At 56.8% G+C, this 13,952-nt stretch carries 17 protein-coding genes; 1 reads left to right on the top strand and 16 read right to left on the bottom strand.

All coding sequences use genetic code 11. The features are described 5' to 3' along the window. The 10 genes from C4S59_RS09095 to C4S59_RS19885 form a co-directional block, all read right to left on the bottom strand. Positions 1-1,467, bottom strand: coding sequence for a flippase (locus C4S59_RS09095; protein WP_160006814.1), 1,467 nt, complete (start codon positions 1,465-1,467; stop codon positions 1-3). Positions 1,468-1,609: 142 nt separating this feature from the next. Next, entirely contained in the window at positions 1,610-2,872 is a 1,263-nt protein-coding gene (gene tviB / locus C4S59_RS09090) for a Vi polysaccharide biosynthesis UDP-N-acetylglucosamine C-6 dehydrogenase TviB (protein ID WP_200813192.1), read from the bottom strand. 8 nt (positions 2,873-2,880) lie between these two features. After that, positions 2,881-3,909 carry an NAD-dependent epimerase/dehydratase family protein gene (locus tag C4S59_RS09085; protein ID WP_103910126.1) on the bottom strand — a complete coding sequence of 343 codons (1,029 nt, stop codon included), beginning with the start codon at positions 3,907-3,909 and terminating at the stop codon, positions 2,881-2,883. A 43-nt stretch (positions 3,910-3,952) separates the two neighbouring features. Beyond that, a complete protein-coding gene (locus C4S59_RS09080) occupies positions 3,953-4,330 on the bottom strand; it encodes a MarR family EPS-associated transcriptional regulator (RefSeq protein ID WP_103910125.1) in 378 nt (125 codons plus the stop codon). A 381-nt stretch (positions 4,331-4,711) separates the two neighbouring features. Further along, the gene (locus C4S59_RS19665) at positions 4,712-4,858 is read right to left on the bottom strand and encodes a hypothetical protein (protein ID WP_200813191.1); all 147 of its coding nucleotides are present in this window, start codon (positions 4,856-4,858) and stop codon (positions 4,712-4,714) included. A gap of 126 nt (positions 4,859-4,984) precedes the next feature. Beyond that, entirely contained in the window at positions 4,985-5,788 is an 804-nt protein-coding gene (locus C4S59_RS09075; protein WP_200813190.1) for a ParB/RepB/Spo0J family partition protein, read from the bottom strand. Positions 5,789-5,802: 14 nt separating this feature from the next. Further along, complete coding sequence (locus C4S59_RS19660) at positions 5,803-6,135, bottom strand: hypothetical protein (protein ID WP_200813189.1); 333 nt, start codon at positions 6,133-6,135, stop codon at positions 5,803-5,805. A gap of 39 nt (positions 6,136-6,174) precedes the next feature. Beyond that, entirely contained in the window at positions 6,175-6,681 is a 507-nt protein-coding gene (locus C4S59_RS19655) for a ParB N-terminal domain-containing protein (RefSeq protein WP_200813188.1), read from the bottom strand. 58 nt (positions 6,682-6,739) lie between these two features. Continuing rightward, complete coding sequence (locus C4S59_RS09065) at positions 6,740-7,921, bottom strand: recombinase family protein (protein ID WP_327346204.1); 1,182 nt, start codon at positions 7,919-7,921, stop codon at positions 6,740-6,742. A gap of 74 nt (positions 7,922-7,995) precedes the next feature. Continuing rightward, positions 7,996-8,310, bottom strand: a complete 315-nt coding sequence (locus C4S59_RS19885) for a recombinase family protein (protein ID WP_327346203.1) — start codon at positions 8,308-8,310, stop codon at positions 7,996-7,998. Between the two features lie 202 nt (positions 8,311-8,512). On the opposite strand from C4S59_RS19885, the gene nusG reads away from it, so the two are divergent. Continuing rightward, positions 8,513-9,025 (top strand): transcription termination/antitermination protein NusG, encoded by a 513-nt coding sequence (gene nusG, locus C4S59_RS09060; protein ID WP_103910124.1) that lies wholly within the window; start codon positions 8,513-8,515, stop codon positions 9,023-9,025. 48 nt (positions 9,026-9,073) lie between these two features. Here the strand turns inward: nusG and C4S59_RS09055 are convergent, their stop codons facing one another. From C4S59_RS09055 to C4S59_RS09025, 6 genes are all read right to left on the bottom strand, one after another. After that, positions 9,074-9,850, bottom strand: a complete 777-nt coding sequence (locus tag C4S59_RS09055; RefSeq protein ID WP_103910123.1) for a YdcF family protein — start codon at positions 9,848-9,850, stop codon at positions 9,074-9,076. A 2-nt stretch (positions 9,851-9,852) separates the two neighbouring features. Continuing rightward, a complete protein-coding gene (locus tag C4S59_RS09050; RefSeq protein WP_234994721.1) occupies positions 9,853-10,977 on the bottom strand; it encodes a glycosyltransferase family 4 protein in 1,125 nt (374 codons plus the stop codon). A gap of 62 nt (positions 10,978-11,039) precedes the next feature. Beyond that, on the bottom strand, positions 11,040-12,032 hold the full coding sequence (locus tag C4S59_RS09045; RefSeq protein ID WP_103910122.1) for a hypothetical protein: 993 nt from the start codon (positions 12,030-12,032) through the stop codon (positions 11,040-11,042). Then, entirely contained in the window at positions 12,032-13,018 is a 987-nt protein-coding gene (locus C4S59_RS09040) for a polysaccharide deacetylase family protein (RefSeq protein WP_103910121.1), read from the bottom strand. Before C4S59_RS09040 ends, C4S59_RS09045 begins: the two co-directional genes overlap by 1 nt. A 206-nt stretch (positions 13,019-13,224) precedes the next feature. Further along, positions 13,225-13,581, bottom strand: coding sequence for a helix-turn-helix domain-containing protein (locus C4S59_RS09030; RefSeq protein WP_103910346.1), 357 nt, complete (start codon positions 13,579-13,581; stop codon positions 13,225-13,227). Between the two features lie 5 nt (positions 13,582-13,586). Further along, complete coding sequence (locus tag C4S59_RS09025; RefSeq protein WP_103910119.1) at positions 13,587-13,841, bottom strand: type II toxin-antitoxin system RelE family toxin; 255 nt, start codon at positions 13,839-13,841, stop codon at positions 13,587-13,589. Positions 13,842-13,952: the final 111 nt, after the last annotated feature.

Raw genomic sequence — 13,952 nt, 5'->3', positions numbered from 1 at the left:
TTAATCAGTGCTCCGGTTATATCTTTTGATGCGATTGATAGAGGAGAGAACCATTTTTTTCAGTTTGTTGGGTGCTGTTATCCAAGCTTGGAGTAGTGTCAAAGAAAGAACGAAAAATGAAGATATAAACCATGCCAGCGTCCCAGGCACAAGCATGGTTGCAACAACAATAGTTGCGACTATTATCAACGCTGGTTTGATGATCAATGAGAAGGAGCTGCGAAGTTGGCCTGCGACCCAGCCCAACAATAGTGCATCTGCTGAAGCTCTAATGGAAAATGCGATGGCAGCCCCCGGTGGCCCAAAAATTTGAAGTCCGATATATAGCATCGCGAAATAAGGGAGTACTTCAAAGAGGTGTACTTTTGCAACAAGGTCAGGTCGCCCTCTTGCTTGGATAAGCACATATGGAATAATCGCCAAACTATTTGCCCAAAAGCCAGCTAAGATGATGATCCCTATTTGTCTAGAATCGTTGCTGAACTGCGGAGATATCCAAAGCGCTAAAAATGGCTCGATCAAAAGTATTCCGATTGCTGTGATCAGGGTCATAATTGCGATCAATGCGCTTTGCCCTTCACGCGCCATGTGCGTGCGCTCATTCTCTTCTAGTCCCGAGAGCCTTGGAAATAGTGCATTCGCCGCCGACCGCGCCAATAAGGTTGTGCGCTCCCCAAGCTGAAACGGTATCGTGTAGAGCGTGACCGCTGCTGCGCCAGAAACGACGCCAATCACCATACGGTCCAATATTACCATCATTGGCCCAACGATTGACGTGACAGTGACCCAGCCACCAAAGGTCAAGAGACGGCTCGCCTCTGCTGTCTCAAAGCCAATTCGGTGGCCTTTAACGATATGATGAAGGCAGCGTTGAAATAGAACTAAAAGGGTCAATGCCCTACTCAATAGGACCACTGGGATGATCACAGTAAGCTTGGGTCCCAAAATCAGCACGGCGAAAATCGGGAGTAATTGTATAAGAGTTGCGCCAAATACTGAAATGGCATTCAACTCCAGGAACCTCTCTCGGCCAATCAGTGCTCCAGTCAGCACCCCCGATAAGGTGGCGAAGGGTAACGAAATGGCAAGCCAAGGAACCATTGCCACGATTTCTGCGCGCAGGTCAGTTTCGATGTCGACGACGAAGCTAAAGACATAATGTGCGACTGGCCAAATGATAAGGCCACCCAATATACCCAAGGCAAGGTTGACCCAAAAGGCTGTGCCAAAAGCCGTTGCACGTTGGTCCGCTGTTCCTGATTGCAGAAAACCTATCCGCTGGGCCGTCGCGCGACCAAGGCCCAGATCAAACAATCCAAAGTAGCCAAGGAGGAGCCAGGCGATTGCCAGCACGCCGTACCGTGCCTCTCCTATCAAATTCAGATATATTGGAATTGTAAGCAGCGAAATTGCCAGCGGGAGGATGGCTCCCACTAGATTGAACGTTGTGTGTTTCGCGATACTCATGTAATTTTTTACTATTCTTAAGGAAGTTTTTGTGCCCTTGACGCTTGTAGTGCAATATTCACAGAGGGTCCTAAAGAGGAAGGACTTCTTCTGTCTTAAACTGTAACGATTTAAAGGCTTAAGACACTTAGTTTCGGATAAGTCACAGTCGAAGATCGCTTTCCTGTTTTTCAAGAACATTCTTCAGGTCATAGAGTACATGATCAGCCTTGCCCAAACCGCGCATAATGTCCGCCCCCAATGCTTTGAACTGGTCATGCGCGACGGCTAGAATGATCCCATCGTAACCGCCAGCTTGCGGGGGCTGCACAAGGTCCAGCTCGTATTCATGGCGCGCCTCATCCGCGTTTGCCCACGGGTCGTGCACATCAACCTGAATGCCATAATCTTGCAACTCGCGGATCACATCGACAACACGCGTATTCCGTATATCTGGGCAGTCTTCCTTGAACGTGAGACCAAGAACCAATACCCTCGCGCCTTCTACTTGTATCCGCCGTTTGAGCATCGCCTTGACCAGTTGGCCGGCCACATATGTCCCCATCCCGTCATTGATACGCCGCCCAGCAAGGATTACCTGCGGGTGATAGCCCATCGCCTCAGCCTTGTGGGTCAGGTAATACGGGTCCACGCCGATGCAGTGCCCACCTACCAAACCGGGACGGAAGGGTAGGAAATTCCACTTCGTTCCGGCCGCCTTCAGCACCGCGTCGGTATCGATGCCCATCTTGTTGAAGATGATAGCCAATTCGTTGACGAGCGCGATGTTGAGGTCGCGCTGCGTGTTTTCGATCACCTTGGCGGCCTCTGCGACGCGGACGCTCTCGGCTTTGTATGTTCCGGCGGTGATGATGCTGGCGTAAAGCTGATCAACTTCTTCGGCTATGTCGGGTGTGGAGCCGGATGTTACCTTGCGGATATCGGGCAGGCGGTGGAGTTTATCGCCCGGATTGATCCGCTCGGGGGAATAGCCTGCGAAGAAATCCACGTTGAACGTGAGGCCTGAGATGCGCTCCAGCACGGGCACGCAATCTTCCTCGGTCGCGCCGGGGTAAACAGTGCTCTCGTAGATCACGATGTCGCCGCGCTTGAGCACCCGGCCCAGCGTTTCAGAGGCCTTGATCAGTGGGGTCAGATCCGGGCGCTTGTGCGCGTCGATCGGCGTGGGCACCGTGACGATATAGATGGACGCCGCAGCCAGATCAGCCGGATCAGTGGTGAAGCTTAGGTGCTCGGCCGCAGCCAGCTCATCCGCTGGCACCTCCTGTGTTGCATCCCGTTGAGCGCGCAGCGCCTCGATCCGCGCTTCATTGATATCGAAGCCAATCACGGGCCGGGATTTCCCGAACTCGACCGCAAGAGGAAGCCCGACGTAGCCAAGACCAATGACAGCAATCGTTTTCATATTATATGTCATTTCCCAGAATACTCCCGATACCATTCAACAAACCGTGCGATGCCATCACGGAAATCCGTCTCCGGACGATATCCGGTTAGGGTTTTCAGCAGATCCGCATTGGCCCAGGTTGCGGGCACATCACCGGTCTGCATCCCCATGTAATTCCGTTCTGCCTTTTCACCCAGACAGTCCTCTATCGCATCGACAAAATCCAACAGCTTCACCTTGTCGGAATTGCCAATATTCACGACGCGGTAGGGGGCAACGGGCGACAAGCTGTCGCCTTCGGGCACTACGCCGTCTTCCGGGCGGACGGGCGCCACATCAATCAGCAGACGTATCGCGCCCACCAGATCGTCGACGTAGGTGAAGTCGCGATACATCTCGCCGTTGTTGTAGATATCGATTGGTCGCCCGTCGAGCATCGCACCGACGAACTTGTAGAGCGCCAGATCCGGACGCCCCCACGGGCCATAGACAGTAAAGAACCGGAACATCGTGGTCGGCAAATCGTAAAGATGCGAATAGGCATGGCACATGCTCTCGTTGGCTTTCTTGGTCGCAGCATAGATGGTCAGCTGCGTATCGGCCTTTTCCGTCTCGGTGAAGGGCATTTCGGTGTTGGCCCCATAGACCGAAGAGGTTGATGCCATCAGCAAGTGCTGCACGCCGAGGCGGCGCGCAGCCTCCATGACGTTGAACGTGCCGATGACGTTGGCATCGAGATAAGTGCGCGGGTTTTCGAGGCTGTAACGCACACCAGCCTGTGCCGCGAGATGAACGATCACATCAGGCGCAAAGTCATCGGCGACACGGTCGAGCAGTGCCTGATCTTCCAGCATCCCCTCGGTTGCGGCGAAGTTCGGGTTCTGCCGCAGCATCTGATGCCGACGCTGCTTGAGGGCGATATCGTAATAATCGGTCATGCCGTCATAGCCGTGAATGATGAAACCCTCGGCCAGCAACAACTTAGCCAAGTGGAACCCGATGAACCCGGCGGTGCCGGTGATTAAAACACGCTTTTTTGAAGCAACTTCAGCCATCTAAAAACTCTCATTTTCAATTTTCTGGTAATAGCATTTCATTTCACCCCTTCTTCAAGGCGGTCTTCAACTCAGCTATTTCCGCATCGGACAGATCACCACGAACCTCGTCGATCTCGGCTTTCAGCTGCTCATACTCCGCCATTTTGCGTACCAAAAACCGTTTGGTCAGATCGGCCCTTTTGGCGATGCCCTTGGGCGTGAGCACATAGGCATATCGCCGTTTGTCTTCGGCCGCTGTGAAGTTCCCCAGCTTGAGCAGGCCCTTGTCCAGGAGTGCGTTGAGCACGTAATGGATTCCGCCCGTACTGACGCCGACGGCCTTGGCCAGGTCGCGCTGGCTCATTTCAGGGTTGTCCTGCAGAAGTCGCAGGATCCGGAACTGCACATCTTCGCGCAGCTTGTCGCGTTGTGTGGTCATAATTGAATAGCTTTCATTCAGGCTGCCGCACAAGGACTGCCTGCAAGGCGCCTCGTCGGATCCGTGTTTGCAATGTGACGCAAAGTAGACATAACTGCTCAGTTTCGAGCGTTATCGGCTTCTGCATCAAAGCACAATAAGGAATTTCTGATTTTCAGTGATTTTCGCTCTCAGTGAACCAACGTCGGTTCACTCCAAGATCAAGCGGTGGCAAGCAAGGATTGCCATGCTCAGTTCTGAAGGTAACGTAAGCTCCGAGAGTGCGCAATCTCAAATTGCTGCACCTGCGAAGACAATCTGTCCTTAACGATGCCTCAGGCCATCGCCGTCCGGCGAGAAGCGATCATTGACCGCCGTGTCACGCGCCTCGCGCGATCTGCGCTACTCGGCGGCGATATCCTGCTCTGGACCCGTCGCATCATCCTCTGACTGCCCCGCGGGCCCAGACTGACCCTCTTCTTGTGCCTGCTGGTCAAGGGCTTCTTCCATGCTGGTGGTGTTGATCACCAGATCGAACTGCTCGAGCATCTCGGGCGCTGTGCGCGTAAGCCACGACCGGACGGCCTCGTTTCCAACAAGTTTGGTAATGTAGCCCTTGGCGACCACAAGGTTCAGCAGCTCTGAGCCATAGGATTTTTCGGCATCCTTGTACTTTCACTGCACGTTGTTCATCTCGCGCTCAAGCCGGACAATCTGTTCCAGCGGGTCACCTTTAGGTTCTTCTGGCTTGGGCGGGGTGTAGTCGGTGCGCTGCTCAGGCGGTGTGGCCTTCAAAAGCGCATCCGCGTGGGCGGCCGTGAGACTGTTTGCCCCGATCATCAGCTCGACCGCTTCGATCTGGCGAGCGGCCTTCATCTTGCGCAGGTGCCGCGTCACATCCGGTGTGAACTGGTGGTCGTTGAGCAAATCGGTGGCACGTGGGCAGATGCAGTGCAGCAGGTTGATCCGGCTGTTGATCGTGGAGAGATTGACGTTGAAGGCGCGCGCCAGCCGCTCCTTGCTGACGCCTTTGTCGATGGCGCGCCGCAGCATATAATGCTCCTGCACAGTCGAGAGCCGGTTGATCCGGTGATTAAAGGTGTATGTCTCAAAATCCTTGGCGATCAGGCAAGGGGCTACGTCTTGACCCAGCTCCTTCAGCTCCAGCACCCGCAGATTGCCATCGAGCAGCAGGAAGCCGGGGGCGTCCGGGTCTGTCTTGATCACGGAAAGCGGCTCAATCAGCCCTATCTCGCGGATCGAGGACAGGATCTGCTTGAACTTGCGGGTGGTCATCACGCCGTCCGGTACCTTTTTCGAGGGCATCAGCTCTTCAATTGGGATCTGATAGGTTTCCAGATCAAACCCGAGCGTCAGGTTCAGCGGGGCCGTGGGGTAGCGCGGTGCCGCATCATCCTCATCGTTGGGTGGGGGGAAGGCGCCGGGGTAAATGGGCTTTACGGTGTTAATTTGGGTCATGGGGATCTCCGGGATCAGATGGTTTCAATGCGGTCGGCGAGGTATTTGGGCAGTGTGTCGAGGCCTTTGGCGCGCAGGAGCGTGACGAAGTTCTCATCGGCAAAGAGGGATTTCAGGCCCTGAACTACCAGAAGGAGCTGCTGATGTGCGTGTTCGGCCTTCAGCACCATCTTGTGCTGGCGGGCGACCTCCTTTTGGTAAATCTTGACCAGCGAATGCGCGGATTTCGGCAGTTTGGGCCGCGCGCTGGATTTGGGGTCTTTGTCACGGCGCTTTTCCATCAGGCGCTTGGCGTCCGTCTGCTGGTGGCCTTTGAGCTGGCCTGACTTGTAAGCCTCTTCCAGCATGTCACCGAGATCGCCATCGTCGTTCTTGGCGAGTGCGATCTAGAGCGCCGCTGTCAGCGGGATGGTGTTATTCTGCACCGCCTCGATCAGCCGCTCTTCACCCTTTTCCAGAAGGAAGGCGATGTCGCGAACGTATTTCTGCGAAAGGCCCGTGCGATGGATGATGTCGTCGATTGTGTATTCGCGCGCCAGCAAGAGCTCGATGTCGGCGAGGATTTCCAGCGGGCGGTGGCAGCGCCGGGCGATGTTTTCCGCCAGCGACATGATGAAGGCGTCTTCGTCGCTGACATTGACCACCAGCGCTGGAATGTGGGTTTCACCCAGCAGGCGGAAGGCATTCAGTCGCCCTTCGCCGCAAACCAGCAGAAAGGCGGTCTCGCCATCGGCACCCTCGCGCTCTGTCACCGTGATCGGCTTCTTGAGGCCGATGCTGCGAATGTTTTCAACGATTTCCTCAAAGACCTTCATGTTGCGGTCGCGCGAGTTCAGGACCTCGATGCGATCGATGGGGACGAGCGTCACGCTCTCGGGGGTGTCATTCTGCATGGGCTGGCTCCTTGGTTTGGGTGGGTTCATGGTGCGGTCCTTTCCGGTGTGGTTGTGATCATTCCGTCTGGCCCCATTTGCGCCGAATGCCAACGCGCTCTGCCATGCCGTAGAAAAAGCCGAGGTCCTCGAAGCGGAAGGCCTCAAAGGCAATGCTGCTGCGGTTGCACAGCCGAATTTCCTGCCGGGGCAGATCGATCCAAGGCAGCAGGTAATAATCCAGCTCTTCGCGATTTTCGGGATCGAGCCGCACGGCCAGCGTGACGTCGGCCTGATAGCGCATCGGGTCAAACCGGATGCGCCATCGCAGCCGCCCGTCAGCCTGCGGCTGGCAGCGCGCCAGCACGAGACTGATGACCATCTCGTCATTGATGGTCAGCAGGTCAGTCTTGGGATCGCGCACCACCGTGCCGCCCACAGAGGCGATGGCGGCCTCGGTCCGCGCAATGATTTCTGGGTGCATGGCGCGCAGGCGCTTGTTGAGCGCGATGCGTTCTTGATCCCGGTCCGAGCGATAGCCAATCATCTCATAGGCGCGGGCGAGTGACCCGAACTGGTTGCGAAAAACGGAGGGCGAGGGCATATCAGGCGCCTGATCAATCAGCACCCCGGACAGCTGGCCCGCATCGGCATAAAAGCGTTTCAGGTGATCCAGCAATTCCTCGTCCGACAGGCGGGCAGGGCGTGCCGTGATGACTTCTTGGGCCGTTAGGAAGAATTCCAGCGGAACGATCCCCTCAAACGCACCTTCCTTGCGGATCCAAATGTCGGGTGGGTTGTCGACATGCAGCTTCTTCAGCTTGAAGGAACTGCGATTATAGACGTTGTTGCCGATGTATTTCTCATTGGTCAGGACGGTGCGCACAGTCCCCGAGGTCCAAGGCCGGTCCAGATCAGTGGCCACGCCTGCCTCGTTCAGTCGGTCGGCAATCTCGCGGAAGGACGAGTCCTCCTCGATCAGCCAGCGATACATCTTGTTGACCCAAGCCACTTCCTCGCCGGGGCCGGGCATCAAAATAACGCGGTCGGTCTGCAGCGATTTGTGTTCGCCGCGTTTCAGCTCGCCCTTGATAATGCCGCGCTCGTCGAGCAGCACCCGGCGCAGGCCGAAGCCTGCCGTGCCGCCTTGGCGGAACCCAAGCTCAATCAACCGGCATTGCCCGGTGAACACCTTGACTGAAAGCTCGCGGCTGTATTCACCGGCCATGGCGCGTTTGACGCCCTTGACGATGGTCGACACCGGCGAGCGTCATTCTCGAACTGCTCGGCGCAATACGCGACTGGAATGCCTGCGCGCCTGCAGATATATTCGTATTAAGCGCTTTCGTCCGCATCCTGGAACCGGCCCCAACGGCTGATGTCGTAAACCAGGATCAAGTTGAAATCAGCACGACCGGATTCCACATCGCTGAGCAGCTTTTGCAAAGCGGCGCGGCCGCCGATTGAATGTCCGCTTTTGCCGTCATCGGCATATGTCTTGACGATCTCGATGCCACGCTTGTCGGCATACTCGCGAATCTTGTCGGACTGGTTGTTGGTCGAATACTGCTGGTGCGCCGTTGACATGCGCAAATATTGCGCCGCCCGAAACTCGGTAATTTCGCCACTCCCATCCAACTCAGCCTCCAATTCACATTTTCATTGGCTGGACGTTTGCGTAGGTGGCGCGGTCTATAAACTTGAGAAGTAGAGATTATCGCATTATATCAACATGATGGAGCGTTCTTCGCATGTGGCCGTCACCAAATCTTCACGGAATTCCCTGAAACTGTGACGAGCATCTGCTCGGACTTGAGCGATAAGAGGCTCAGAGTAGCACCCGAGGAATACGATGACCTACCACGACCGCGGCAACAGCTGGTTTCTGGCACAGCTAAAACCGAACTGCGCCCAGATTGCCGACCGCAACCTCAAGCAGCAGGGGTTCCGGACCTTCCTGCCGATGGAGGGGGGCACCCGGAACCGCAAGGGCCGGTTCGTCTCGACCCTGCGGCCGATGTTTCCGGGGTATGTGTTCGTGTCCTTTGATGTCGCGGGTGGACTCTGGCGCAAGATCCAGTCCACCTATGGCATCACGCGGCTGGTCAGTTTCGGCAAGGAGCCAGCCATGGTGCCGCTGGATATCGTCAGCCAGCTGATGCTGCGCTGTGATACCGCCGGAAAGCTGCTGCCGCCAAAGCTGTTGAAGCCCGGTGACCGGGTGCGCATGACCAGCGGCCCGATCGCGGATTTTGTCGCCACGATCGAGACCATCGCCCCGGACCGCCGCGTCTGGGTGCTGATGGAGATTATGGGCGGGCAGACCCGGGTTGCGGTGACGGCGGATCAGTTGCGGACGGTTTGACGCGGGACCGATAAGCTGAACCGGCGTTTGGTCTGGGTCGCCGCCTGTCTATCGTCCCGTAAGCCTGTACGCCAATTGCCCGGCCTGCTCGCGGATCGCCGTATTCAGGACCTGCAGGTTGCGCGTGAGATCCCAGCCTATGTCATCGGTAAACCGCGATGTGCGATAATCGACAGGCCAAGCCACAAGGCCCGACCATCCGGCCGCCTCGAAACTCCGCATGGCGCGGGGCATGTGGAAAGCGCTTGTAACCACCAACCATGTCTCATCGGGATCGGCGAGGGCGAGGCTGAAGCTGGCGTTTTCAGCGGTGTTGCGCGAGCGGCTCTCGAGAAGGAGGCGTTCCGGATTAAGGTCCTGATCGAGGAAAAATTGCTCGGCGATGGAAGCTTCGGAAACAGCCGCCCCAGCGAGGTCGCGCAGCGCGCCGCTGCCACCAGTGAAGAGCAGCCGCGCATCCGGAAACTGCCGAGCAAGTGCAATTCCGGCGGCAAAACGATCGCCGCCTTCGTTGAACTGCATCTGGCCCCAATAGGCGCTGGCGCGGGCATCTTCACCGCCGCCGAGCACGATGATGCCATCGACCTGTGACAGAGGCGGGTTTGCAGGGTAGCTTCGCTCGATGGGTTGCAGAAGCAGATTGCCCAGCGGCAGGATTGCCAGCGTCACAAGAACAGATAGCGTCAGGCAGCCGACCCAAAGTGCCAGACGGCGACGCTGCGTGATGAGCGCCAGCACCACGATGGCCAGCCCGATGATGATCCACGTGTCCGGGCGCAAAAGCGCACCGATCAGTTTTGAGGCGATGAAAAAGGCCGTATCCATCGTCACTGGCCTTGCCGGGTTTCCACAAGGCGTGCGATCGCCTCGCGGTAAGCGTCAACCACGATGGCCAGGTCATATTCGCGTTCCATCTTGGCACGACCGGCCTGACCCATGGCCTGTTGCGCCTCAGGCGGAAGTGCAAGAAACCGCTCGACCGCGGCAGCCAGGCTCTCGGCACTACGCACCTCGCAAAGAAAACCCGAGACATCACGGTCGACCACAGCCCGGCAGCCCGGCACGTCCGTCGTGATTACCGGGCGGGTCATGGCGGCCGCCTCAATCAAGGTCCGCGGCGCGCCCTCGCGGTAGGAAGGCAGAACCACACAGTTGGCGGCTGCGATCGCAGGGCGCACATCGCTTGTTGTACCAAGATATTCCACCACGCCTTCTGCGACCCAAGCGTCGAGCGTCGCGCGGTCAATGGCGCTGCGGTTTTCCGAACCGGCGGCTCCAAGCAGCTGAAACCGCGCTTTCGGGTACCGCGCCTTGATCTGTCTGGCCGCATCGACAAATTCCAGCACGCCTTTGTCGCGCAAAAGCCGGGCGATCATCAGAAAGACAGGCGCGCCCTCCGCTGGTGGCATTGCGGCTGGTGCAAAGCGAACCAGATCGATGCCTGAGCCGGGTAGCAGACGGGCCTGATCCGGGCGAACCATCGAGCGATCGAGAAACAGGTCACGATCGTCTTCGTTCTGGAAAAACACAGTCGGCAGTTTGCTGAAGGATCGTCGGTACAACTGCTCGGTCACAATTTGCAGCAGCTTGCCAGACAGGAAAGCGGTGCCCAGCCCGGTCACATTGGGCAGAAACGGCACACCCACCGCACGGGCAGCCCGTGCGCCGAAGATGTTGTTCTTGATGGTGTAGCTCAGCACGACGTCTGGTTGCTCTTCACTAAATATGCGTTTGAAACGGCGCTGCAGCTTCATGTCCTCAAGCGGATTGAGACCCTTCACGCTCATCTCCAGCGGGCGTATATGGCAGCCGAAGCCTTCAAGCTCAGACACGGCATCATCGGGAGGCGCGAGGACCGTGATACGGTGACCACCGCCCAGAAGCGCCTCGACCACGGGGCGCCGAAAGTTCCAGATGTTCCAGGCGGCATTCACCGTCATCAAAATGTGCATGGGATCGCCTTTCTGAAGCGCGTAAAGAGGCCCATCGCCAGGCGTAAAAAGCTAAACAAGGATCACACTGTATCGCTGTCGAGATAGCTGAGATACCACTGGCCTTGATGGTCCGCAGGAGCGGCCAGTCCCGACTTCGGTCTACTGCCAAACCAGATGTGGATCGGGCGCAGGCGTTCAGGCAAAGGCATAAAGCCCGCTTTGCGCAACGTGCGATAGTTTGGAGACCATGGAAACGACCAGGCTAGCGCCAGTTCGACACCTCGCGACGCGAGATGTCCCAGTTCGGACATCACGAGTGGTTCGAGAGACGCCCCGCCCAACGCCTCCATCACATAAGCAATCCGGCCCCCGTGCTTTTCCGCCTCCCGTGTGGCGACAATGGCTGGTGCCGCTTGATCGGAAGACGCCACTACCCGGTAGTGCCCTGCTTGTGGGCCATTGAAGAGGCGATGGTTCAGAAATGCCCTATCACGTACCGTGCCCACGCCGATAGCTGGCGCCACGGAGTCCCAAAGGGCATCGCCCCATTCACCGACCTCGGTGACGGGAGGTAATTTCTGATCACGCGCACGGGTCAGGGGAAAGTCGAATGGCAGGCGGAATTTACGGCTGAAAAAACCGGCACGTAGCGGCTTGATCAAAAAGGGAACCTGCCCGTGGCTGTGCCAGTCAAGCTTGCCAAACCAGGCCGGTGCGGCATTGTCATTAGGAAACCCCCAGACGAGGTCGCCGCCAGAACTGGTGGTATGCGCGTCATAGGCGCGCGCCAGCTGAGTGAAGATGCCTTTGCCGCGCATGCTCTCTGACACGAAAGAATCCACCGCCTGAAACGCGACACCGGTTTCCGACCCAAACTGCATGCGGGATTGAATGTACCCCGAAATCCCGACGATCTGACTATCAAATCTTGCCACGGCAAAAGGGGCTGGGTTGGTTTCAAAAGTCCATTCGACCGCGAACCGGCCTGATTTCCCACGTTCCATGCCGGACGCCAAATATGCGTCCATCAACTCGTCGCTCAGCGGCTCAATGGAAATGACGGGATCCGTCATCAAAACTCTCCCATCGTCAGGGATTTCATGTCGTAGCGGTCGCGCAGCGTTGCAAAATGGCTGATGACTTGACCGAGGCCATCGAGGTTTGCCTCGGGGTTCTGTCCGAAGTTATGCGGGTGCCACCACAGATGATAGCCTTTCCCGTCCCGCGCGGCAGCTGTCATACCACGCTTGATCGTGGCTATATGCACAGGATGAAGCGGGGCCAAACGACCCGCACAGGGTCGCAGGAAGCGACTGGCGGGAACATCCTTTGGTTGACCTGCATTAGCCTCGAAGGTTTGTGATCCCAAGGCCCCAGAATAGGCGTCAAGCAAACGGAGGGCTCGGCGCATTGATGTCTGCTCGGCGCCCTTCGCGGCTTGGTAGGCCCAAGGTGTGGGGTTTCCTCGATAATGAGTGATCCCATGTTTGGCGCAGATGTTCAGATGCTCCGCTGCAAACTGGTTGCGCGGGAACACGATGGACCTCAGGTCGATCCCGCGCGCAGCCGCCAGTTTCTTGGCCGCTACAATGTCCGCCTCAAAAGCAGAGGTATTTTGACCATCCTCAAGGCAGTAGTAGTGAGACAGCGTATGTGTCCCGACTTCCTGTCCTGGCGTTTGATGGATCGCCGAAATCAAGGACGGCGCAAAGTAATAGGGGTCAGAACGTTCGTCCTTGCCGATTTCGTCAATATAGGAAAAGTTTGACAGACGCGGATTTGAATAGGCCGGGAGTTCACTGGGAAAAGAGGCCAGTAATTCCTCTTTGCCTTCGCAAAACAGAAAACCGACGGTCGCCCACGTGGCGCGGATTTCATTCTGGGCGAAAAGCTCCAGCATTCTTGGGACCGCATCCCGAGCACCGAGCACGTTTTTGCCGTACGTGTTTCGAACGGCATGATCGCGGACACCCCAGAGCAACTCGAAATCCAGCGAAATAACAAACTGCCCATTCATTCGAGTATTGTTCCCGTCATATACTGTATCGCCCAGTGGCATGAAGACCGCAAAAAGACCGTTTCATAGTTTTGTATGTGCCAGACTTTCCATCAGGCATCCAGCCTTCGAAGCCATCGTCGCCGTGATCTTTTGGGGGATCAAGTTCATCGCCGAGAACGTGCCGCTGAGCCCACATGCCCCGATGTGGGACATGTCGCGAGAGGTTGAAGCTGACCTGATCTGCCGCGCGCGGCAAAAGTAGGATGCTATTCGTCGTCGGCGACGACCAAGTCATCCATGTCGATTTGCAGAGCGGTCGCCAATTTTTTGAGAGAGGCGACCGATCCAGTCTTACGGCCTGCTTCAATATCGATAATTTGAATCCGATTTACGCCGGATTGCCGGGCGAGTTCCGCTTGAGAAAGCAGACGGTGTTCACGCCAAACCATAAGCGGTGCATCACCGTTGAGAAGGCGGTCAATGACAGCAGAAGGGATCAGCTCCTCGGTACCTGCCTTGATCCGCTCAAGAGTCTGGGTCGCGCTATGAAGGTCGGACATGTCCTCTTCAATAGCCTTTAGGCGGAGGTATTCGTCCTTGGGAATAGTTACCATTTCATTCATCTGCATCACTCCTTGTAGGCGCTGCCGCGTGCCTTGACGTCGAGAATTTCGAGCACAACACCGTCACACATAACGACGCGCCAATCCCCGACACGTAATCTCAGCATACCATTGGTGCCTCGTAGCGCCTTCACATTGTTCGCTTGTGAGGCAGGGTCCGAGGCGTAAGCGTTTACTTTATCGCGAACCCGTATCGCCCAATTTCGTGGCATCCGCATGAGAGCTTTCTGGGCGGTTTTTGAGTACGCGATTTCCTTCATGCCTCTATGTAGCCTGCGGCTACTATGTAGTCAATAGCTACATGTTGGTGCGCGCAGAACCTCGTATGAACCGCCACCGACCGACACTGGCACCAGAGAGGGTTGGCGGCC

The organism is Thalassococcus halodurans (genome assembly GCF_900108225.1).
In the GTDB taxonomy this organism is placed as follows: Bacteria; Pseudomonadota; Alphaproteobacteria; order Rhodobacterales; family Rhodobacteraceae; genus Thalassococcus; species Thalassococcus halodurans.
The sequence above is the reverse complement of the archived record's forward strand: the minus strand, read 5'-3'. Positions and strand labels throughout refer to the sequence as shown.